Origin of the sequence: Kosakonia sacchari SP1 (assembly GCF_000300455.3) — a bacterium.
Lineage (GTDB): Bacteria > Pseudomonadota > Gammaproteobacteria > Enterobacterales > Enterobacteriaceae > Kosakonia > Kosakonia sacchari.
Genome location: NZ_CP007215.2, coordinates 4,754,435 through 4,777,333, shown reverse-complemented (window position 1 = coordinate 4,777,333; position 22,899 = coordinate 4,754,435). Strand labels below are relative to the sequence as shown.

Below are 22,899 nucleotides of genomic sequence, written 5' to 3'. Positions count from 1 at the left end.
TGAGTTTGCTCACGATTAAAACGATATCGGGCTGGCTTGTCAAAAACTCCCGCCGCCAGGGTAAACTACGCGGCACTACGATAATAAGGAACCTTACATGGGCATACAGCAGTGGTTGTTCTCTTTTAAAGGGCGCATTGGGCGTCGCGATTTTTGGGTCTGGGTGATCCTGTGGGTGTTGAGTATGACGGTGCTGTTTGTGCTTGCTAACGGCGGTATGCTCGATTTTCAGATGGCAGCATTCATCCTTGTATGTCTGATCTGGCCGACAACCTGCGTGATGGTAAAACGTCTGCATGACCGGGGGCGTCACGGTGCATGGGGGTTGCTGATGGTGCTGGCGTGGATGCTGCTTTCAGGCAACTGGCAAGTGCTGGGCGGTACGCTGGAGTGGACGGTGGGACGTCTGATCCCGGTGGTGATTATCGTAATGATGGTTATCGACCTGGGCGCATTTGTGGGCACCCAGGGGGAAAATAAGTACGGCAAAGAGACGCTGGATGTGAAGTACCGCTGATCACCAATAGTGTTCGGCGGTGATATGCCCCGGACGGCGGCGCAGGTGTTTTGCCATCTGGCGGGTATCTTTCAGTAACTGTGTGGTATCACGCACCATTTGCGGGTTGCCGCACAGCATCACATGGCAGGTCTCCGCTGTCATCGGCAGCCCGACCGCTTCTTCCAGCGCACCGCTTTCAATCAGCGCCGGAACGCGCCCGGTCAGCGAACCGGAAAGTGTCTCCCGGCTGACCACCGTCTGGATCTTAAGCTTCCCTTCGTAGCGCTTTTGCAGCTCCAGCATCAGCGGCAAATAACTTAAATCCGCCGCGTAACGCACCGCATGTACCAGCACCAGGTTTTTGAAGCGCTCCAGATCTTTGCCTTCCTGCAAAATCGACAAGTACGGTCCAATCGCGGTGCCGGTTGCCAGCATCCACAAGGTGTCGCAGTCTGGTACTTCTTCCAGTACGAAGAAACCGGCGGCTTCGCTCACCAGCAACACTTCGTCCCCCGGCTGAAGCGCGGCCAGGCGCGGGCTGAGTTTCCCTTCAGGTACGGTAACGAGATAGAACTCCAGATCGGGGTTGCTCGGTGCGTTTACGTATGAGTAGGCGCGCTGTACGCGCTCGCCGTCAATTTCCAGCCCGAGCTTGGCGAATTGTCCGGCAGTGAAGGGGTGAACGGGGGCATGAACGGTGAGGCTGAATAGCGCATCGGTCCAGAACTGCACCTTTGTGACTTTTCCTGTTACCCAGTCCGCCATGGTTTTCTCCTGTTCTGTAGCGTTGCCTTATCTTCGTGTCTGTCGGGTGAGATTTCCAGCCCGCGAAGGCCGGAAAGCTCAATTGAACAAATACCCTTACAGTATATGACGCTGCACTTCCGGGTCTTTGCGATCCAGGTAGTGAATAGACTGAATACGGCGAATGGTGCGCGATTTGCCGCGGATCAGCAGCGTTTCGGTGGTGGCGATATTGCCTTTACGGGTGATACCGTCCAACAGATCACCTTTGGTGATGCCGGTGGCGGCGAAAATCACATTGTCGCTGCGCGCCATTTCATCCAGACGCAATACATTACCCGCTTCAATTCCCATACCACGGCAGCGTTTTAACTCATATTCGCCAATACGACGATTCTCTTCGTTGTCGCCTTTTACCTGATGGCGCGCCAGCAGACGGCCCTGCATATCGCCATCAAGCGCGCGGATGACCGCCGCAGAAACCACACCTTCCGGCGCACCGCCAATGCCGTACAGGACATCCACTTCGCTATCCGGCATGCAAGTGAGGATCGACGCGGCAACGTCGCCATCGGGAATAGCGAAAACGCGTACGCCCAGCGCCTGCATTTCGGCAATGGTGGCGTCGTGGCGCGGTTTAGCCAGAATAGTGACCGTCAGTTCGCTCAGCGGTTTGCCGAGCGCAGCAGCGACATTGCGCAGGTTATCAGCCAATGGCAGATTGAGATCGATAGCGCCTTTCGCACCAGGACCAACAATCAGTTTTTCCATGTACATATCCGGCGCATTCAGGAAACAGCCTTTATCGCCGACCGCCAGCACCGCCAGCGCGTTGGCCTGGCCCATCGCCGTCATGCGTGTCCCTTCGATCGGGTCAACGGCGATATCGACTGCGTCACCTTTACCGGTGCCGACTTTTTCACCGATAAACAGCATTGGCGCTTCATCGATTTCGCCTTCACCAATCACGATGGTGCCGTCAATGTCGACATTGTTGAGCATGATGCGCATAGCGTTAACCGCTGCGCCATCCGCCGTGTTCTTATCGCCACGCCCCAGCCATTTGTAGCCAGCCAGCGCTGCGGCTTCGGTCACGCGGGAGAATTCGATGGCAAGTTCTCGTCTCATAACAAACTCTATAGTGAAAGAAATTGAGCGAAGTTTATCACAGCGACAAGAGGAGGGTTTGTTGGACAGCCCTCTCCCCGAAGAGAGAGGGCAAAGTTGAGTCAAATTACTCGTCGTGATCTTCCCACGCCAGCGCGCGTTTGACTGCTTTTTTCCAGCCGTTGTAGCGGACGTTACGTTCGGTGGTTTCGATACCCGGACGGAATTCACGTTCGATAACCGCTTTTTCCTGCAGCTCATCCAGATTCTGCCAGAAACCAACTGCAAGACCCGCAAGGTACGCCGCACCCAGCGCCGTAACTTCACGCACTTCCGGACGTTCTACGCGCGTGCCGAGAATGTCAGACTGGAACTGCATCAGGAAGTTGTTGGCAACTGCGCCGCCATCCACGCGCAAAGCGTGTAAACGAATGCCGGAATCCGCCTGCATTGCTTCCAGTACGTCGCGTGTCTGGTAGGCGATAGATTCAAGCGTAGCGCGGATGATGTGGTTCGCGTTGACGCCACGGGTTAGACCGAAAATAGCACCGCGTGCATACGGGTCCCAGTACGGCGCGCCCAGGCCGGTAAAGGCCGGTACCACGTACACACCGTTGGTATCTTTCACTTTGGTGGCGAAGTATTCAGAGTCAAATGCATCGCTGATAAGCTTCATCTCGTCACGCAGCCACTGAATGGATGCGCCCGCCATAAACACTGCACCTTCCAGCGCATAGTTCACTTCACCTTTCGGGCCGCAACCGATGGTAGTCAACAGACCATGCTCTGATTTCACCGCTTTTTCGCCGGTGTTCATCAGCATAAAGCAGCCGGTGCCGTAGGTGTTTTTCGCCATCCCTTCTTTCACGCACAGCTGGCCGAACAGCGCCGCCTGCTGGTCACCAGCGATACCGGCGATAGGAATACGTGTACCGCCTTTACCACCAATGTTGGTCTGGCCGTAAACTTCAGACGATTTACGCACTTCCGGCAGCATGGCGCGCGGGATATCCAGCGCTTCCAGCATTTTGTCGTCCCAGTCCAGCTCGTGAATGTTGAACAACATGGTACGCGAGGCGTTGGTGTAATCCGTCACGTGTACGCGGCCCTGGGTCATTTTCCAGATAAGCCAGGTATCAACGGTACCGAACAGCAATTCGCCGCGTTTCGCACGTTCGCGAGAGCCTTCAACGTGGTCGAGGATCCATTTCACTTTGGTGCCAGAGAAATACGGGTCAACCACCAGACCAGTGGCATTGCGTACATACTCTTCCATACCGTCGCGTTTCAGTTTTTCGCAAATATCGGCGGTGCGGCGGCATTGCCAGACAATCGCGTTATAAATCGGTTTACCGGTTTCACGTTCCCAAACGATCGCGGTTTCACGCTGGTTAGTGATGCCGATGGCGGCGATCTCGTCAGAATTGATATCCGCTTTCGCTAACACTTCGACCAGCGTAGAGCTCTGCGATGCCCAGATTTCCATTGGGTCGTGCTCAACCCAGCCTGGCTTCGGATAAATTTGTTCAAACTCGCGCTGAGAAACGCTGATGATGTTGGCGTCATGATCCATCACGACGGCGCGGGAGCTGGTAGTGCCCTGGTCGAGCGCAACGATATATTTTTTGTCAGTCATGGTTATGTTCCCGTAGTCACATTACAGCGAAGCTTTTTGTTGAGTCGTAGAGGCGGTGCCTTTTTCTTCCGCCGCCTCACTGGTTCCAGACGGCAGATGGCGACCAATCAGTTTACGATAACCGAATGCGCCGAGCGCCGCGCCTACGATCGGCCCGAACAGCGGGACGAGGAAGTACGGAATATCTTTGCCGCCGGTAAAGGCAACGTTGCCCCAGCCAGCAAGCCAGGCGAACGTTTTCGGTCCAAGGTCACGCGCCGGGTTCATGGCGAATCCCGTCAGTGGCCCCATGGATGCACCGATAACCGCAATCAACAAACCGATGAGCAAGGGTGCCAGCGGGCCGCGCGGAATACCGTTACCGTCATCACCTAACGCCATGATGACGCCCATCAGCACAGCGGTAATCACCATTTCAACGGCGAAGGCCTGCACAAAGTTGATGTGCGGGTTCGGGTAGGTAGAGAAAATACCAGCCAGATCAAGACTTTCAACACTGCCGCGCACCATATTGTGCGTGTGTTCGAAATCGAGGAAAAGATTGTAGTAAAGCCCGTAAACAAGTGCAGCCGCGCAAAACGCGCCGGCAAACTGAGAAATGATGAAGGGAACAACTTTGCGCCCATCAAAACTAGCGAAGAGCCATAATGCAATAGTCACAGCCGGGTTCAGATGTGCGCCGGAAACCCCTGCGGTCAGGTAGATGGCCATCGCCACACCCAAACCCCAGATGATACTGATTTCCCATTGGCCGAAGGTGGCGCCAGCCACTTTCAACGCCGCGACACAGCCGACACCGAAGAAAATCAACAACCCGGTACCGAGAAACTCGGCGATGCACTGGCCTTTTAAGGTTGATGTCTGACTCATAATCGGATCCTGCAAAAGAGTAATGGTTATTGTTAGCACGGGCGATCGCTCCCCCATGATGTCGTGTAGACATAGTGTTAATTTATCGTTAACGAGCAAAAACGAGAAATATCGAAATTAAAATGTGTGTACTGCGTCAATAAAATGAGCGTTTTCGAGCGCTGAAGCGCGTTTTTGCACCATAGCGAAATGTGAGCTGAATCATTTTTGTAACCCAGGCCTTAACAATTTAGTGGTAGGCGTGCGTGTTGCACCAGGATGAGGACGAAAAGTGTTGCAAAGCGCAAACAGCGCGGCTCTGCGCTGGACAGGGGCTGGTGGGCTTCATACAATCGGGGACAAGCGAGATCCGCTCAATATCATAAGGCGTCGCCGATTTTCGGGACGGGGATTTTTAAAGACACGCATCATTCGGGTTGCAGGAAAGCGGCGACGCACCTGCAACGCGAAGATATTAAGTGTATATCCATCAGCGCCTTGCAACTCAGGAGAGGTATGACAATGTCATTAGAAGTGTTTGAAAAACTGGAAGCGAAGGTGCAGCAGGCGATTGATACCATCACGCTGCTGCAGATGGAAATCGAAGAGCTGAAAGAGAAAAACAATAGCCTGGTGCAGGACGTACAGTCTGCTCAGCAGAGCCGTGAAGAGCTGGAGCGGGAAAACCACCAGTTGAGAGAACAGCAACACGGCTGGCAGGAGCGTTTGCAGGCGTTGCTGGGACGTATGGAAGAAGTCTGATTACGCTTTTCGTGCTGTCGTGGCGTTGGCTGCGCGTATTCACCACGGTGACTGTGTTTGCCGGGAAAATGGGCTTAGCTACAGCGCGAAATTTGTAGGGAAAGTAGTGCGATGTCGGATAAGTGAAACGCCATCCGGCAAAAAGAAAAAGGGCACCTGACGGTGCCCTTTTTTTACTCAATATCGAGGGGATCTTCGGAAAGGATAATGCCGGTGTTATCGGCATAAAGATGGTCGCCGGAGAAGAAGGTTACGCCGCCGAAATTGACGCGCACGTCGCTTTCACCGATGCCTTCGCCCGCTGCGCCAACTGGAATGGCGGCAATCGCCTGAATCCCAATATCCAGCTCTTCAAGGTCGTCTACCTGGCGTACTGAGCCATAGACCACAATCCCTTCCCACTCGTTTTGCACCGCAGTGCGGGCGAGATCCGCGTCGATTAACGCACGACGCATTGAACCACCGCCGTCGACCAGCAGGACGCGACCACGGCCGTTTTGTTCGAGCAGATCGTACAGCAACCCGTTATCCTCGAAACATTTCACCGTGATGATTTGTCCGCCAAACGACGACCGTCCGCCAAAATTGGAGAACAGCGGTTCCACGACGTTGATCTCTTCCTGGTAAATATCACAAAGCTCAGAAGTATCGTATTTCATAGGATTAGCGTTCAGTTGCTGCGAGAATCGCCAGTATATCGCGCATCACGCGCTGTTGGCAAAATCATCAATTGTTCGTTGACATTTATCAGTTAAAAATGCGTTTGACTGATGATTATTCCTAATACAAACAAGAAATTAGTTAACAGCGCGCCTTTTACCGTGCGCTCCAGCATCGGCGGCATGGCGCGCGGGTCAAGCTCGCGCAGCACAAAGCGTGCCTGTTTGATAAGCAGCGGCGCAGCCAGCACAAACAGCCAGCCCCACAGGCTTTGCAGCGAAAACAGGTTAAACAGCGCAAGGCACAACAGCGCGCCAACCAGCAGACCGGCGTGGTAACGGCGTGCATTAATCGGCCCTAATCGCACGACCAGCGTATTTTTGCCGTTTTCGCGGTCGCTTTCGATATCGCGCAGATTATTGATATTCAATACTGCCGTCGCCAGCAGGCCACAAGCGGTCGCGGGCAGAATAACGGCCGGGATCAGCATATGCGTCTGCAAATACCAACTGCCCATTACGCTTATCCAGCCGAAGAAAAGCAGCACGGAGATATCGCCAAGACCAAGATAACCATAGGGACGTTTGCCGATGGTGTAAGTGATGGCGGCAATAATCGACAGCCCTCCGAGCGCAAGGAAGCCGATGAAATCCGCCATCGTTTGTGTCGCAGCGGTCACCAGCAACAGCCCGGAGATACAGCTCAGCACGATGACAATCATCAGCGCGCGCTTCATCTGTGCAAGGGAAATGACCCCTTTTTGCATGCCGCGCAACGGACCAATACGATCCGGTTTATCGCTGCCTTTGACCGCATCGCCGTAATCATTGGCAAGGTTGGATAGGATTTGCAGCAATCCTGCGGTGATAAGTGCAAGCACCGCCACCAACGGATCAAAATAGCCCTGCCACCAGGCCAGCACGGTGCCAACGACAATCGCGGCGAAAGCCAGCGGTAATGTTTTCGGTCGCAGGCTTTCCAGCCAGGCCTGGGTGAGGCTAAGAGATTGCGTTTCGTTCATAAGGTCAGCCAACAAAAATGGGGGCATAAGCCCCCATCGAGTGTGATGAAAACGTTGTGACCGGGATTATAAGATAAAACGGCTCAGATCTTCATCTGCCACTAAAGCATCAAGATGCTTACTCACATAGTCTGCATCAATGATGATCGTCTCACCGCCCAGATCGCTTGCGTCATAAGAGATATCTTCCATCAGGCGTTCCAGCACAGTATGCAAACGACGCGCACCAATGTTTTCGGTGGTTTCGTTCACCTGCCATGCGGCCTGAGCAATCCGTTTGATGCCATCGTCGGTGAAATCAATGTTTACCCCTTCGGTCGCCATCAGCGCTTTGTACTGTACGGTGACAGAGGCGTTTGGCTCGGTCAGGATACGTTCGAAATCTTCCGTAGTTAACGCTTTCAACTCAACACGGATCGGCAAACGGCCCTGCAGCTCGGGGATCAGATCCGACGGGCTGGCAATCTGGAACGCACCAGACGCAATAAACAGAATATGGTCAGTTTTCACCATGCCGTGTTTGGTCGACACGGTGCAGCCTTCCACCAGCGGCAGCAGATCGCGCTGCACACCTTCGCGCGAAACATCCGGGCCCGAAGTGTTACCGCGTTTACAGATTTTGTCGATCTCATCGATAAACACGATCCCGTGCTGCTCAACGGCTTCAATAGCATCCTGCTTCAGCTCTTCCGGGTTTACCAGCTTCGCCGCTTCTTCTTCAATCAGCAGCTTCATCGCGTCTTTGATTTTCAGCTTACGCGGTTTTTGCTTTTGACCGCCCAGGTTCTGGAACATGGACTGGAGCTGATTGGTCATCTCCTCCATGCCCGGAGGCGCCATAATTTCTACGCCCATCGGCGCGGCAGCGAGATCGATTTCAATCTCTTTGTCGTCGAGCTGGCCTTCGCGCAGTTTTTTGCGGAAAGACTGACGCGCAGCGGAAGGTTCAGCCGACTGTTCCGGCTGGCCCCAGTTGTTTTTCGCCGGTGGGATCAACACGTCGAGAATGCGCTCTTCCGCCATCTCTTCCGCGCGGTAGCGGTTTTTCTCGATCGACTGACTGCGCACCATTTTCACTGCCGCATCGGTCAGATCGCGGATGATAGAATCCACTTCTTTCCCAACGTAGCCGACTTCGGTGAACTTGGTCGCTTCAACTTTGATAAACGGCGCGTTGGCCAGTTTTGCCAGACGGCGGGCGATTTCGGTTTTACCGACGCCGGTTGGGCCAATCATCAGAATGTTTTTCGGTGTGACTTCATGGCGCAGCTCTTCATCAAGCTGCATGCGGCGCCAGCGGTTACGCAGGGCAATCGCCACAGAACGCTTCGCCGCGTCCTGGCCGATAATGTGTTTGTCCAGTTCGCTGACAATTTCGCGTGGGGTCATTTCAGACATGGGAGATCCTTACGCTTTATAGGCTAATTCTTCGATGGTGTGGAAGTGGTTGGTGTAGATGCAGATGTCACCTGCAATCCCCAACGCCTTCTCAGCAATTTCGCGTGCGCCAAGCTCGGTGCTTTCCAGCAACGCGCGGGCAGCGGCCTGGGCGTATGGCCCGCCGGAACCGATGGCGATCAGGTCATTTTCCGGCTGGATCACATCGCCGTTACCGGTAATGATCAGCGACGCGGTTTCGTCGGCAACCGCCAACAGTGCTTCCAGCTTGCGCAGCATGCGATCGGTGCGCCAGTCCTTTGCCAGTTCGACAGCCGCTTTCACCAGATGACCCTGGTGCATTTCCAGTTTGCGTTCGAATAATTCAAACAGAGTGAAGGCATCGGCCGTGCCGCCGGCAAAGCCCGCAATGACTTTGTCGTTATACAGGCGGCGAACTTTTTTCACGTTGCCTTTCATTACGGTGTTGCCCAGTGTGGCCTGGCCATCACCGGCGATAACGACATGGCCGTTACGGCGTACGCTTACGATTGTTGTCACGAGCAGACCCCTTGGTTACAAATGCACAATACAGCGCCCCGCACGGTGTACGGGGCAGAATGCAATTATAAATGGGGGGTGTTTTAGGGGTTTCAACCCCCGGCGGCGAGACGGATGCAGTTTGCGTGGCCGGCCATTTTCAGGCGGCTGATGGTGGCATCGGCGCTCTCTTTGCCTTTTACCGGGCCCATCACCACGCGATTCCAGCCGTTGTTGCTGGTAATACGCGAGTCGAAACCTTCAAATGCCAGCTGTGCACGTACCGTTTCTGCCTGATCCTGACCTTTAAACGAACCGCACTGGATAAGCCAGCGGCGATCGTCTTTCTTCTCAGTCGTTTGCGGTTGCGCCTTAGGCGTTTCCACTTCACGCGTTACCGGTGCAGCTTGTTGCGTTTTCGGCGGCGTTGCAGCGGTATGCGGCGGCGTTTGCAGCAGATCCTGATACGGTTGCGAGGTGGCGGCCGGTTTTTGCTGCGTCGTGGTTTGCGTCTGGCGCGGCGGTGGCGTGGTTTGCGTAGTCCGCGCCTGCTGCTGCACCGGCTGCTCCGTTACGCGCGGTTGCGTGCGCGGCGGCTGGGCCTGTACAGGCTGTGTCTGCGTCCACTGCTGCTGCTGTTGCATCTGCACTTGTTGTTGTGCCTGGCGCTGGCGTTGCAGTGTTTGCTGGCGCTGTTCCGGCGTCTGCTCGTTCCACGGCACTTCGTTGAGTTGCGTCGGCTGCTGGCGCATGTCGGCCTGCATCTGCGCTAACAACTGGCGCTGCTCATCGGTCAACTGCTCCGGTTTTTGCACTTCACCACCGGCTGTTGGCTCGGTTGGCGCGCGTACGCCAGGCTGGCGACTTTCCAGCTCTTTAATATAGCGCCAGCGCTCTTCCGGTTTCGGTGGCAGGCCGTTGCCGGTCATTTTCTGGTTTTGCAGTGACTCGGATTCTTCTTTTTTGTGGTGCGTAATAAAGTACAAACCACCGATAAAGGCGACCAGCACAGCGGCCGCAATGGCGACCATAGCTGGAGAGACCGCAGACTTGCTGCGCTGTTTTTTCCTTGAGTTACTCGTCTTTCGCCGCGCAGGAGCCGACTGGCTGCGGCGTACATAATCTCGTTGTGCCACTATCGTTTCGCTGTATTTATTTCGTTTATCAGCCCGCCATGTTACTTAAGCGACGGGGTTTTGACCAGAAGAGGGCGTCTGAAAGGCTGCGCCTTTACTTCAGCGCCCGGGTGCTGCCGCGCAGGATTAATTCACACTCCAGCAAGCGCGAACCGCTGCTTACGTTATGCCCCTGCAACTGCTCCAGCAGCAATAACATGGCTTCGCGACCAATCTGATAACGCGGTTGCGAAACGGTGGTCAACGGCGGGTCGCAGAATTCAGCCAGTGAAATGTTATCAAAGCCGATGATCGATAAGTCGTCCGGTACTTTCAGCCCCCGGCGTTTAGCTTGTGACAGCGCGCCAAGCGCCATCACATCGCTATGGCAGAACACGGCAGTCGGAGGCTTCGGTAGCATCAACAACTGATCCAACGCCCGTGCGCCCGCCTCGAAAGTGAAATCACCGCGTGTGATGTAATGCGGATCAACGGTCACGCCAGAGCGGCGTAGCGCCTGAACATAGCCCTGCAAGCGGTAATGGCACAGCGGCATCTCTTCCGGACCGGCAATACAACCGATTCGCTGGTGGCCCTGTTCCTGCAAATAATTGACGGCATTAAAAGCGGCGGTCAGGTTATCAATATGCACCGTCGGCAGTTCCAGCTCCGGTGCGAATTCATTGGCCATCACCATTGGCGGTAAATTGCGTTGCTCTTCGATGCTGGCGTCAAACGGCAAACGCGAGCCGAGCAGCAGCATGCCGTCGATTTGTTTGGTGATAATCAGGTCGATAAAGGTTTTTTCTTGCTGATTTTGATGGGCGCAGTCGCCAATCAGCACCAGATAGCCGTGTTCCGCGGCGGTCACTTCAATGCCGCGAATAATCTCGCTGAAAAAGGGATCGCAGATATCCGGCACAATCACCAGCAGTGTGCGTGATTCATTGCGTTTGACGTTGCGTCCCATTGACTGAGGCAAATAACCCACTTCCATTGCCGCTTGTTCCACCCGGTTGCGGGTAGCCTGCGACACTTTTTCCGGGTTCATTAATGCACGTGACACAGTTGCCGTCGAAACCTTTGCTTTCATGGCAACATCTTTCATGGTCGCTGCCGCAACCTGATTTTTGGGTTTCACCTTGTTCTCCTCGCATGCACGGCGCAGGCGTTGTCACATTTTTATCAGATAGTTAAGCGCACCGGTTACAGAATTTTCATGAAAAGTGTGATGAAAGTTGAATTTTATATGTCGGCTCGCAGCCTTAACTTTCAATCGGGTCGACATCCAGCACCCATTTCACCCGCCGTGCGTCCGGCAGGGTGTTAATCAGGGCCAGCGCGCCGGTGACGATATGCTGCAGGCGAATACGGGAAGGGTGTTGTAGCAGTAACTGCCAGCGGTAACGACCGGCGCGTTTGGCCGCCAGCGCCGGAACCGGGCCCAGAACCCATAGCTGGCTGTCCGCCAGTGGGCTGGCTTGCAGCAGATTTTTAAGCTGTTGCAGAAACAGCGGCGCGTGCTGGTTGTTCTGATCTTCAGCACGGATCAGCACATGGCTGGTCCACGGCGGCAATTGCATGGTTTGCCGCTCCGCCAGCGCCTGTTCCGCGAAGGTGTCATAGCCTTTATGCAGCAGCGTTTGCAGAAGCGGATGTTCCGGGTGGTGCGTTTGCAGTACCACTTCGCCCTGTTTGCCTGCGCGCCCGGCACGGCCGGAAACTTGGGTATAAAGCTGGGCGAAACGCTCAGCAGCACGGAAATCTGCCGAGAACAACGCGCCGTCGACATCCAGCAGCGCAACCAGCGTAACATCCGGGAAATGGTGGCCTTTTGCCAGCATTTGCGTGCCAATCAGAATGCGCGCGCCGCCGCGATGTACTTCGGCAAGATGCTGCTCCAGCGCGCCTTTGCGGCTGGTGGTATCGCGGTCAATGCGTGATAGCGGTACACCGGGAAACATCGGCGTCAGGGCGTGTTCCAGCTGTTCAGTGCCAAGGCCAACGGGCAATAAATGTGTTGAGCCGCAGGAGGGGCACTGACGCGGCACCGGGCGCTGGCTGTCACAGTGGTGGCAGCGCAAATGCTGCTGCGCCTGGTGGAAGGTGTAATAGTGATCGCAGCGCGGGCATTCCGCTATCCAGCCGCAGTCATGGCACAGCAATGCAGGCGAAAAACCGCGGCGGTTAAGGAACAAAATAACCTGATTCCCCGCCTGCAGATGTTGGCGCATACGGTTGATCAGCGCCGGAGCCAGACCGGCCTGTAACGGCTGGCCTTTTAAATCCAGCACATGTTGCATTGCCGGGCGCGCGTGGCCTGCGCGGCGAGTCAGGCGCAGCAGATGGTATTTGCGTGACCGCACGTTGTGCAGGGTTTCCAGCGCGGGCGTTGCTGAGCCAAGAATAATCGGGATCTGTTCGCTGTGGGCGCGGTAAACCGCCAGGTCGCGGGCGTGATAACGCCAGCCTTCCTGCTGTTTATAGGAACTGTCGTGCTCTTCGTCGATGACGATCACGCCAAGGTTCTTAAACGGGGTAAACAGCGATGAGCGCGTGCCGATCACAATCGCCGCTTCGCCGCTCTTTGCTTTTTGCCATGTTATCAGGCGTTCGCTGTCGTTCAGCCCGGAGTGCAGCACTTCAACTGGCGCGTTAAAGCGCTCACGAAAACGGGCGATAGTTTGCGGTGTCAGACCAATCTCCGGCACCATCACCAGCGCCTGTTTCCCCTGCGCCAGCACGTTTTCCAGCACGCTTAAATAGACTTCGGTTTTGCCGGAACCCGTCACGCCCGCCAGCAACCAGGCGGAAAAGCGATCGGCGGCGCTGTGAATAGCGCCAACGGCAGTGGCTTGCTCTGTGTTCAGGCGCAGCCGGTCACCGCTCACGGAAAATGTTGTGCGCCAGTCGTTAAAGGTCGGCGTTTCGCTGTTCATCTCCGCCAGCCCTTTGGCGCGCAGCGCTTGCAGGGTAACGCTTTTCAGATCCAGCGCTGCCAGTTGATGTTGCCAGATTTTGCCTTTTCGCAGCGCCGAGAGTGCCTGTTGTTGTTTGGCTGATTTGACGCGATTGATGTCCACCGCCTGGCCTTGCTCGGTCGCAAACCAGTAGCCCTGGAACTCCGTGCTGGCGGGCTTAGTCTGGCGCAGCAGAACGGGAAGCGCGTTGAATAACACATCCCCGATCGGATGGTGATAATAATCCGCCGCCCAAAGTAGCAGCCGCCAGACCGCCGGGGAAAAAACCGGCTCGCTGTCGAGTACCTCTTCCACGCTTTTGAGGTCGGCCAGCGGCAACTCACTTTCGTCGCCCACAGCCATCACAATGCCGACGCGATGCTGATTACCAAACGGCACACGCACGCGACAACCCGCGCGCGCGGACATCTCATCCGGCAGCAGGTAATCGAACGTGCGGGGCAAAGGTACAGATAGCGCAACGCGGGCGACGGGCATCTCATCATCCTGACTTGAAAACTGGCGGGATAGTATACACATTGTTGCTACGGGCGAGCGGATCAGTTTGCATGTGCTGGCTAATTTCTGTATGATTCGTCGCCTTTGATGCGTTTTGAACGTGCCAAAGATACACTTACATATTAACTCGCGTGGTGTCTGGCGTTAGGGCTGGAAGAGCGACGCGGCCTTAAACTGAGGTTTCCCATGAAAAAAGGTATTCACCCGAATTATGTAGCGATTACTGCAACCTGTTCTTGCGGTAACGTGATCAAAACCCACTCCACCGTGGGTCACGACCTGAACCTGGACGTGTGCGGCAAATGCCACCCGTTCTTTACTGGTAAACAACGTGTTGTTGATACCGGTGGTCGTGTTGAGCGTTTCAACAAACGCTTCAGCATCCCGGGCAGCAAATAAGTTGCCAAAGAAAAAAGCGCCGAAAGGCGCTTTTTTTGTCTCTGCGTTTTGCCGAATGGGTGGGTTTTTGTGATTGATGTCACAAAAATATTGATCTGATTAAAAAATGAGCATATCATTTTCGCCATCCACTTCTATGAACCCGAGCGAAAAAATGAGCGATTTGCTGACGGCAGTGAAAAACGTATTGATGTCTTACCTGCTCTCACTGGCGGAAGTGCATCCGGAAGTAACGCGCTTCTGAGTAAGCCGATGAGATAAACAGATTGAAACAAAAAGGGCGGAAGATATCTTCCGCCCTTTTTTGTTGCGATCAGTATTCCCACGTATCCGGGTCGATCCCCAGTTCACGCATAATCACTTTTGCCTCTTCCGGGATTTCGTCGCTGCGCTCTTTACGCAGGTCTTCATCGTTCGGCAGGGGTTGACCGGTAAACGCATGCAAAAACGCTTCACACAGCAGCTCACTGTTGGTGGCGTGACGCAAGTTGTTCACCTGACGACGGGTACGTTCATCGGTGAGGATTTTTAACACCTTAAGAGGAATGGAAACCGTAATTTTTTTTACTTGCTCACTCTTCTTGCCGTGCTCAGCGTATGGGCTGATATATTCGCCGCTCCATTCAGCCATGAGATACCTTTAATCCTCTCAGTCATTAGTCTAAACCCGGACACCGCCGGGCCGTAATTCCGCGTAGTTTACCGTAGAGTCAACATGGTGACACGGTGTATCGCTCAGCTACCGGTACTAAAGCGTATAATTTTAACGGCTATTGTACTTTTGCTCAATCTATACGCAAAGAAGTTTAGATGTCCAGATGTATTGACGTCTATTGTCGCAGTGTTTACTCTGTCGTGAGACTTTTCATCCATTAAGCCAGGAAGCCTTCACCATGACGCGTAAACAGGCCACCATCGCAGTGCGTAGCGGATTGAACGATGACGAGCAGTACGGTTGCGTTGTCCCGCCGATTCATCTCTCCAGTACTTATAATTTCACCGGCTTTAACGAACCTCGTGCGCATGATTATTCGCGTCGCGGCAACCCAACGCGTGATGTGGTTCAGCGTGCACTGGCGGAACTGGAAGGTGGCGCGGGCGCGGTATTGACCAATACCGGCATGTCGGCGATTCACCTGGTGACGACAGTCTTTCTCAAACCTGGCGATCTGCTGGTGGCGCCGCACGACTGCTATGGCGGCAGCTATCGCCTGTTCGATAGCCTGGCGAAACGCGGTTGCTACCGGGTGAAATTTGTTGATCAGGGCGATGAGCAGGCACTGAAAGCGGCGCTGGCGGAACAACCGAAGCTGGTGCTGGTCGAAAGCCCAAGCAACCCGTTGTTGCGCGTCGTCGATATTGCGAAAATTTGCCAGCTTGCGCGTGAAGCTGGCGCAATCAGCGTGGTGGATAACACATTCCTGAGCCCGGCCTTGCAAAACCCGCTGGCGCTGGGCGCGGATTTGGTGCTGCACTCTTGCACCAAATACCTCAACGGCCATTCCGATGTGGTGGCGGGCGTGGTGATTGCGAAAGATGAGGCGACTGTCACCGAACTGGCATGGTGGGCGAATAATATTGGCGTCACCGGCAGCGCCTTCGACAGCTATCTGCTGTTGCGCGGCCTGCGTACGTTGTCGCCGCGCATGGAAGTGGCGCAGCGTAATGCTCAGGCGATTGTCGATTTCCTGCAAACACAGCCGTTGGTGAAAAAACTGTACCACCCGTCTCTGCCGGATAATCAGGGGCACGAGATTGCTGCGCGTCAACAAAAAGGCTTTGGCGCGATGTTAAGTTTTGAACTGGATGGTGACGAACAAACGCTGCGTCGTTTCTTAAGTGGTCTATCGTTGTTTACGCTGGCGGAATCATTAGGCGGGGTTGAAAGTTTAATCTCCCACGCCGCGACAATGACCCACGCAGGCATGGCGCCGGAAGCGCGCGCCGCAGCGGGAATCTCTGAGACGCTATTGCGTATCTCAACCGGTATTGAAGACAGTGAAGATCTAATTGCCGATCTGGAAAATGGCTTCCGGGTCGCAGCTGAGGGGTAAACATGAGTGTGATTGCGCAGGCAGGGACGAAGGCTCGTCAGCTGCACAAATTTGGTGGGAGTAGTCTGGCGGATGTGAAATGTTATCTGCGCGTCGCAGGGATCATGGCGGAGTATTCACAACCGGGCGACATGATGGTTGTCTCGGCCGCAGGCAGCACCACCAACCAGCTGATCAACTGGCTGAAATTGAGCCAGACTGACAGGCTTTCTGCGCATCAGGTTCAACAATCGCTGCGTCGTTACCAGAGTGATTTAATCAGCGGGCTGTTACCCGCCGCGATAGCCGACGGTCTGACCAGCGAGTTTATTCACGACCTTGAACATCTGGCGGTGTTGCTGGATGGCGGCATTACCGACGCGGTTTACGCCGAAGTGGTTGGCCATGGTGAAATCTGGTCGGCGCGTTTAATGGCCGCCGTGCTGAACCAGCAAGGTCTGGATGCCGCCTGGCTGGATGCCCGTGATTTCCTGCGTGCTGAACGCGCAGCACAACCGCAGGTGAATGAAGGTGCCTCTTATCCGCTGCTGCAACAACAGCTGGCGCAGTATCCGGGCAAACGTATTGTCGTGACCGGCTTTATCAGCCGCAACGACGCTGGCGAAACCGTGCTGCTGGGGCGTAACGGTTCGGACTACTCGGCGACGCAAATTGGCGCGCTGGGCGATGTCAGTCGCGTAACCATCTGGAGCGACGTGGCCGGTGTTTACAGCGCGGACCCGCGTAAAGTGAAAGATGCCTGCCTGTTACCGCTGCTACGCCTTGATGAAGCCAGCGAGCTGGCGCGTCTGGCGGCACCGGTGCTGCATGCGCGCACGCTACAACCGGTTTCCGGCAGCAATATCGATCTGCAATTGCGCTGTAGTTATAACCCGGAACAGGGGTCAACACGCATTGAACGCGTGCTGGCTTCCGGCACCGGGGCGCGGATTGTCACCAGCCATGATGACGTCTGCCTGATTGAGTTTCTGGTGCCGTCCGGCCAGGACTTTAAGCTGGCGCACAAAGAGATTGACCTGATCCTGAAGCGTGCGCAGGTGCGCCCGCTGGCGGTTGGCGCACATGCGGACCGTAACTTATTGCAGCTTTGCTACACCTCAGAAGTGGTCGATAGCGTCTTTAAACTGCTTGATGAAGCCGGTTTACCGGGTGAATTGCGTCTGCGTCAGGGTCTGGCGTTAGTGGCGATGGTGGGGGCAGGCGTGTGCCGCAATCCGTTGCACAGCCACCGTTTCTGGCAGCAGTTGAAAGGCCAGCCAGTGGAATTTATCTGGCAATCTGACGAAGGCATTAGCCTGGTCGCTGTGCTGCGCGTTGGCCCGACGGAAAGCCTGATTCAGGGGCTGCACCAGTCGCTGTTCCGCGCAGAAAAACGCATTGGTCTGGTGCTGTTTGGCAAAGGCAATATCGGTTCCCGCTGGCTGGAGCTGTTCTCGCGCGAGCAGAGCGCGTTGTCGGCACGTACCGGTTTTGAATTTGTGCTGGCGGGCGTGGTGGATAGCCGCCGCAGTTTGCTGAGTTATGACGGGCTGGATGCCAGTCGTGCGCTAGCGTTCTTTAATGATGAAGCGGTGGAACAGGATGAGGAGTCGCTATTTTTGTGGATGCGCGCCCATCCGTACGATGATCTGGTGGTGCTGGATGTCACCGCCAGCTCGCAACTGGCGGAGCAGTATCTGGATTTCGCCAGTCACGGCTTCCATGTGATCAGCGCCAACAAACTGGCCGGAGCCAGCACAACCGACACCTATCGTCAGATCCACGATGCGTTTGAAAAAACCGGTCGCCGCTGGTTGTATAACGCGACGGTTGGCGCCGGTCTGCCGGTGAATCATACCGTGCGCGACTTGCGTGAAAGCGGCGATGCGATTCTGGCGATCAGCGGGATTTTCTCCGGTACGCTCTCCTGGCTGTTCCTGCAATTCGACGGCACCGTACCGTTTACCGATTTAGTGGATCAGGCCTGGCAGCAAGGGTTGACCGAGCCGGATCCGCGCGTTGACCTTTCCGGCAAAGATGTGATGCGCAAACTGGTGATCCTCGCCCGCGAGGCAGGTTACGACATCGAACCAGACCAGGTGCGCGTAGAGTCTTTAGTGCCTGCGGGTTGCGAAGAGGGATCGGTCGATCACTTTTTCGAAAACGGCGAGGAACTGAACGAGCAAATGGTGCAGCGGCTGGAAGCCGCCCGCGAAATGGGGCTGGTGCTGCGTTATGTGGCGCGTTTTGATGCTAACGGTAAAGCGCGCGTCGGCGTTGAGGCCGTTCGCCCGGAACACCCGCTGGCGGCGGTTTTGCCGGGGGATAACGTCTTCGCCATTGAAAGCCGCTGGTACCGCGATAACCCGCTGGTGATCCGCGGGCCGGGCGCGGGGCGCGATGTGACCGCTGGCGCTATCCAGTCGGATATCAATCGCCTCGCACAGTTACTGTAGTTCCTTTCTTTTATCCTCTCCCTGAACCGGGAGAGGATGCTTTGCGGCATCGTGAATTTTTTTCATCTTCGCTGAACATTCCTCACCCAGAATAGTGATTTTCCTGTTGACGCCCCGAACGTTTTCCGTCATTTTTACATCTGGACGTCTAAACGTATAGAAGTTCACAAAACAACAGACAATGACATGCGATTGATGAGGTAAGGTATGAGCTTTTTTCACGCCAACCAGCGGGAAGCCCTGAATCAGAGCCTGGCGGAAGTTCACGGCCAGATTAATGTTTCCTTTGAATTTTTCCCGCCGCGCACCAGTGAAATGGAACAGACCTTATGGCACTCCATCGATCGTTTAAGCAGCCTGAAGCCGAAATTTGTTTCGGTGACTTACGGTGCAAATTCGGGCGAGCGCGATCGCACACACAGCATCATTAAAGGCATCAAAGATCGTACCGGGCTGGAAGCGGTGCCGCATTTGACCTGCATCGATGCCACCCGTGACGAGTTACGCACTATCGCGCAGGATTACTGGAACAACGGCATCCGCCACATTGTGGCATTGCGTGGCGATTTACCGCCGGGTGGCGGTAAGCCAGATATGTACGCTGCCGATTTGGTGACATTGTTAAAAGAGGTCGCCGATTTCGATATCTCCGTCGCCGCTTACCCGGAAGTTCACCCGGAAGCGAAAAGCGCGCAGGCCGATCTGCTGAACCTGAAGCGGAAAGTGGATGCGGGCGCGAGTCGCGCGATTACGCAGTTCTTCTTCGATGTGGAAAGCTACCTGCGGTTTCGCGATCGCTGCGCGGCGACCGGTATTGATGTGGAGATCGTGCCGGGCATCCTGCCGGTCTCCAACTTTAAGCAGGCGAAAAAATTCGCCGATATGACCAATGTGCGTATCCCGGCGTGGATGTCGCAGATGTTCGACGGCCTGGATGACGACGCGGAAACCCGCAAGCTGGTGGGCGCAAATATTGCCATGGATATGGTGAAAATTTTAAGTCGAGAAGGGGTGAAAGATTTCCACTTCTATACGCTGAACCGCGCCGAAATGAGTTACGCCATTTGCCACACGCTGGGCGTTCGCCCGGCAGTGTAAAAATTCAGTCAGTGGCAAAATCAAAGAAAAGCCGGATTGCGATCCGGCTTTTTTATGGCTCACTGAAAACCACGCCCTGTGCGCATGGACATCAACCGATATTAGCTCTGCATTGTTTTGGATTTACATCTCACAGGCTTTGCAGAGCCGCTTTTTAGGGGTTTCAGCACTCCACTGAGGGCGCAAAATTCTGAATGCTATTCCCACTCTTCAAGAAAACGCTGCCCATACTGATCGGCGACCAGTAGCGCGGCATAGACCTGATCCGGTGTCGCACCGCCCGGCATATTATGAATGGTTTCCCCTTGCGCGCAGGCGGCTTGCGCTACGATGCGCATTTTCGCCGGAATATCGGTTTTGATGCCCAGTTGCGCCAGCGTAATCGGTAAGCCGACGGTATGGCACAGCGCTGCGACGGTTTCGATCTCTTCCAGCGGCGCGTTTTCCAGCACCAGCTGGGTTAAGGTGCCAAACGCCACTTTTTCGCCGTGGTAGTAATGATGTGCCTCAGGAATCGCCGTGATGCCGTTATGAATGGCGTGTGCTGCCGCCAGACCACCGCTCTCAAAACCGACGCCGCTCAGGTAAGTATTGGCTTCCACCACGCGCTCCAGCGCAGGTGTTACCACATGCTGTTCGGCAGCGAACATTGCTTTTTCACCCTCTTCAAGCAGCGTGTTGTAACAGAGCTCCGCCAGCGCGAGGGCGGATTGTGTACACTGACCACCCGCCATGGTTTTTGCGCCACTGCGTGAACAAGCACGCGCTTCAAACCAGGTCGAGAGTGCATCGCCAATCCCGGCTGCCAGCAAACGCGCAGGGGCTCCGGCGACAATTTTGGTGTCGACAATCACCCGATCCGGGTTGTTGGGCAGCAGCAAATAGCGGTCAAACTCGCCACTGTCGGTGTAGATAACTGACAGCGCGCTGCAGGGCGCATCGGTCGATGCGATAGTGGGGGCAATGGCCACTGGCACGTGCATGAAATGCGCCAGCGCTTTAGCGGTATCCAGCGTTTTGCCGCCGCCGATGCCGAGCACTGCGCCACAGCGGGCGCTTTCTGCCACACCGCGCAGCCGGTCAATTTCGTTTTGTGAACATTCGCCGCCGAACGGCGCGATTTCGCAGGCCAGCCCGGCATCCACCAGACTTTTTTGCAGCGTTTCCTGCGCAAAACCAAGAACAAATTTGTCACCGACAACCAGCCAGCGATCGGCCAGCGGTTTGAGATAGTCACCGAGGCGGGTGATAACATCTGCACCCTGGATATATTTGCCCGGTGACTGGATGATGCGGTCCATATACTGCCTCCTTACAGGTTGAGGTTGCCAAAAGCTGTTTTCCAGTCCTGTTCAAACTTCTCAATGGCTGACTCTACTGCGGGCGTATTGAGCATTTGTTGCGCTACATCTAATGGGAGCGTGATCGCTTCGCATCCGACCAACAAACACTCCAGTGCCTGGCGCGGCGTTTTAAAACTGGCCGCCAGCACTTTGCTCTCTGGCGCATGGAGTTTCAGCAGGGTTTGCAGCTCCTGCACCATGCGGATCCCGTCTCCGCCCTGTGCATCGACGCGGTTAACATAAGGCGCGACATATTTTGCGCCCGCCAGCGCGGCAAGCAGCCCCTGCGCGGCGCTGTAAACTGCCGTACCCAGCGTGACAATGCCCTCTTTTTTCAGTTGCTTGATGGCAGCAAGGCCCTCGGCCGTCACCGGGATTTTGACCACGATATCCGGTACAGCGTTATTGAGGCGTTTGGCCTCCGCCACCATGCCACCTGCTTCGCGGCTCATCACCTGGGCAAACAGCGTTCCTTGTGGGCCAATAACGCGCTGCAGGCGTGGCAATACGTCCCAGAGGGAGTCTTTACCAGCGGCGATAATGCTCGGATTGGTGGTTACGCCCGCCAGCGGGTAAATGCGTGCCAGGCGCTCCACTTCCGCTACGTTTGCGGTGTCCAGATACAGTTCCATCATGCTTCCTCATATAGCGTTTCTGCACACAGCATAAGAGCGTGGGTTGTGTGCTCGCCATATAACAAATCTGCCAAACACTGGACAAATGTGATCGAGAGGGCAAAGTGTGAGCTGTCTCACAAGTTGCGTGATAGCGGATGAAAAGAGGCGTTGTAGAGTGCTGTTGAAACAAAAGCGGCTTTTTTAACGTACAAAAATCCAGTGCTGGCGTTATTCGTCCTGCGGGGACTTTTCGCTGAGATGGCTGTGATACTGCTGGCGGTATTCCGAGGGGGAGCGTTCTGTGTTTTTTCGAAACAGGCGGCAGAAGTAATTGCTGTCAACAAACCCGCAGCTGTGCGCCACTTCTTTGACTTTTAAATCGTATCCTTTGAGCAGCGTTTTAGCGTGCTCCAGCCGGGTATAAGTCAGATATTCGTTGAAGCCAACAGAACCGGTTTTCTGAAACAGGTGCGACAAGTAATTGGGTGAAATATAAAACGCCTGCGCCACCGATTCGCGCGTGAGCGGTAAAGCGTAATTTTCGTCGATATAGTCGCGAACGGCTTCGAACAGCGCCTGGCTGCGCGAAGCCGTTTGGATCTGGCTGCCGAGCAAGTCATGACAATGGCTGAGCAGGCTGGTGACGATCAGGCGTGCGGTTTGCTGTTCGTGCGGCTGCATCTGCATTTCATGCAGGGTTTGTAGCAGGAAGGAGCCGACGCGCGGGCCGCGACGCGCAACATGCTGTTTCGCCAGGTTTTGCAGCATGGCGCCATCCCACTGCGTGACGTTAAAACTGAGCTGTTGCTTGCCAAAGAGCACGCTCAAGATAGTGGCTGGTAGCTGCCATTGTGGATGATTCCAGCTGCCTGCGGGAACATACAGCACGTCGTGCTGTGACATTCGCGCGGTTTCGCCGTTGATCCCCATATCGGTCACTGTTCCTTCAAGCACAATCTCCAGGCGTGGAAAATCCACCTGGCAGGCCTGCGCAGGCGCGGTTCCGGTCACGCCCGCAAAGCATATCTGCCGTAGCGGAGCCGGGCCGTTTATCAGGCGCGAGATAAGATGGCTGACATCGAGACTCATGGTGTCCCTTTGGTTGCTGGCGAAGGGACAACCTTAACTGGCAGGATCAAAAAAGGCCACAACCTGTGTGGCCTT

21 protein-coding genes are annotated in these 22,899 nt (G+C 55.2%); 6 read left to right on the top strand and 15 right to left on the bottom strand.

The features are described from left to right. The first annotated feature begins 97 nt into the window (after positions 1-97). Positions 98-517 carry a DUF805 domain-containing protein gene (locus C813_RS45530; protein WP_017459645.1) on the top strand — a complete coding sequence of 140 codons (420 nt, stop codon included), beginning with the start codon at positions 98-100 and terminating at the stop codon, positions 515-517. Here C813_RS45530 and fpr read toward each other — a convergent pair whose 3' ends face one another. From fpr to C813_RS45510, 4 genes are all read right to left on the bottom strand, one after another. Next, a complete protein-coding gene (gene fpr, locus C813_RS45525) occupies positions 518-1,264 on the bottom strand; it encodes a ferredoxin--NADP(+) reductase (RefSeq protein WP_017459644.1) in 747 nt (248 codons plus the stop codon). A 96-nt stretch (positions 1,265-1,360) separates the two neighbouring features. After that, entirely contained in the window at positions 1,361-2,371 is a 1,011-nt protein-coding gene (gene glpX, locus C813_RS45520; RefSeq protein ID WP_017459643.1) for a class II fructose-bisphosphatase, read from the bottom strand. Positions 2,372-2,477: 106 nt separating this feature from the next. Beyond that, complete coding sequence (glpK, locus tag C813_RS45515) at positions 2,478-3,986, bottom strand: glycerol kinase GlpK (protein ID WP_017459642.1); 1,509 nt, start codon at positions 3,984-3,986, stop codon at positions 2,478-2,480. Between the two features lie 21 nt (positions 3,987-4,007). Beyond that, on the bottom strand, positions 4,008-4,856 hold the full coding sequence (locus C813_RS45510; protein ID WP_017459641.1) for an MIP/aquaporin family protein: 849 nt from the start codon (positions 4,854-4,856) through the stop codon (positions 4,008-4,010). Between the two features lie 495 nt (positions 4,857-5,351). Here C813_RS45510 and zapB point away from each other — a divergent pair, with 495 nt between their 5' ends. Next, a complete protein-coding gene (gene zapB / locus C813_RS45505) occupies positions 5,352-5,597 on the top strand; it encodes a septal ring assembly protein ZapB (protein WP_096325419.1) in 246 nt (81 codons plus the stop codon). A gap of 173 nt (positions 5,598-5,770) precedes the next feature. On the opposite strand, the gene rraA is transcribed toward zapB, so the two are convergent. The 7 genes from rraA to priA all read right to left on the bottom strand — a co-directional run bounded on the left by rraA (position 5,771) and on the right by priA (position 13,768). Further along, positions 5,771-6,256, bottom strand: coding sequence for a ribonuclease E activity regulator RraA (rraA, locus tag C813_RS45500; protein WP_017459639.1), 486 nt, complete (start codon positions 6,254-6,256; stop codon positions 5,771-5,773). A 92-nt stretch (positions 6,257-6,348) separates the two neighbouring features. Continuing rightward, positions 6,349-7,278 carry a 1,4-dihydroxy-2-naphthoate polyprenyltransferase gene (gene menA, locus C813_RS45495; protein ID WP_017459638.1) on the bottom strand — a complete coding sequence of 310 codons (930 nt, stop codon included), beginning with the start codon at positions 7,276-7,278 and terminating at the stop codon, positions 6,349-6,351. A gap of 66 nt (positions 7,279-7,344) precedes the next feature. After that, positions 7,345-8,676 (bottom strand): HslU--HslV peptidase ATPase subunit, encoded by a 1,332-nt coding sequence (gene hslU, locus C813_RS45490; RefSeq protein WP_017459637.1) that lies wholly within the window; start codon positions 8,674-8,676, stop codon positions 7,345-7,347. 9 nt (positions 8,677-8,685) lie between these two features. Continuing rightward, positions 8,686-9,216, bottom strand: a complete 531-nt coding sequence (gene hslV / locus C813_RS45485) for an ATP-dependent protease subunit HslV (RefSeq protein WP_017459636.1) — start codon at positions 9,214-9,216, stop codon at positions 8,686-8,688. 92 nt (positions 9,217-9,308) lie between these two features. Further along, positions 9,309-10,331 (bottom strand): cell division protein FtsN, encoded by a 1,023-nt coding sequence (ftsN, locus tag C813_RS45480; protein WP_071908202.1) that lies wholly within the window; start codon positions 10,329-10,331, stop codon positions 9,309-9,311. A 94-nt stretch (positions 10,332-10,425) separates the two neighbouring features. After that, entirely contained in the window at positions 10,426-11,451 is a 1,026-nt protein-coding gene (cytR, locus tag C813_RS45475; RefSeq protein WP_017459634.1) for a DNA-binding transcriptional regulator CytR, read from the bottom strand. Between the two features lie 124 nt (positions 11,452-11,575). Further along, a complete protein-coding gene (gene priA, locus C813_RS45470) occupies positions 11,576-13,768 on the bottom strand; it encodes a primosomal protein N' (protein WP_017459633.1) in 2,193 nt (730 codons plus the stop codon). Positions 13,769-13,975: 207 nt separating this feature from the next. Here priA and rpmE point away from each other — a divergent pair, with 207 nt between their 5' ends. Continuing rightward, positions 13,976-14,188: a 50S ribosomal protein L31 gene (gene rpmE / locus C813_RS45465; protein WP_007369223.1), complete on the top strand. Its 213-nt coding sequence runs from the start codon at positions 13,976-13,978 to the stop codon at positions 14,186-14,188. 313 nt (positions 14,189-14,501) lie between these two features. Here rpmE and metJ read toward each other — a convergent pair whose 3' ends face one another. After that, on the bottom strand, positions 14,502-14,819 hold the full coding sequence (gene metJ, locus C813_RS45460) for a met regulon transcriptional regulator MetJ (protein WP_007369220.1): 318 nt from the start codon (positions 14,817-14,819) through the stop codon (positions 14,502-14,504). 262 nt (positions 14,820-15,081) lie between these two features. Between metJ and metB the strand changes: the two genes are divergently transcribed. The 3 genes from metB (at position 15,082) to metF (ending at position 19,775) form a co-directional block, all read left to right on the top strand. Continuing rightward, complete coding sequence (gene metB, locus C813_RS45455) at positions 15,082-16,242, top strand: cystathionine gamma-synthase (RefSeq protein ID WP_017459631.1); 1,161 nt, start codon at positions 15,082-15,084, stop codon at positions 16,240-16,242. 2 nt (positions 16,243-16,244) lie between these two features. After that, entirely contained in the window at positions 16,245-18,677 is a 2,433-nt protein-coding gene (locus C813_RS45450) for a bifunctional aspartate kinase/homoserine dehydrogenase II (protein ID WP_017459630.1), read from the top strand. Positions 18,678-18,884: 207 nt separating this feature from the next. After that, positions 18,885-19,775 carry a methylenetetrahydrofolate reductase gene (gene metF / locus C813_RS45445; RefSeq protein WP_017459628.1) on the top strand — a complete coding sequence of 297 codons (891 nt, stop codon included), beginning with the start codon at positions 18,885-18,887 and terminating at the stop codon, positions 19,773-19,775. A 197-nt stretch (positions 19,776-19,972) separates the two neighbouring features. Here the strand turns inward: metF and gldA are convergent, their stop codons facing one another. From gldA to C813_RS45430, 3 genes are all read right to left on the bottom strand, one after another. After that, positions 19,973-21,076: a bifunctional L-1,2-propanediol dehydrogenase/glycerol dehydrogenase gene (gene gldA, locus C813_RS45440; RefSeq protein WP_017459627.1), complete on the bottom strand. Its 1,104-nt coding sequence runs from the start codon at positions 21,074-21,076 to the stop codon at positions 19,973-19,975. Positions 21,077-21,087: 11 nt separating this feature from the next. Next, positions 21,088-21,750, bottom strand: coding sequence for a fructose-6-phosphate aldolase (gene fsa / locus C813_RS45435; protein ID WP_017459626.1), 663 nt, complete (start codon positions 21,748-21,750; stop codon positions 21,088-21,090). Positions 21,751-21,963: 213 nt separating this feature from the next. After that, positions 21,964-22,824 (bottom strand): AraC family transcriptional regulator, encoded by an 861-nt coding sequence (locus tag C813_RS45430; protein ID WP_017459625.1) that lies wholly within the window; start codon positions 22,822-22,824, stop codon positions 21,964-21,966. Positions 22,825-22,899: the final 75 nt, after the last annotated feature.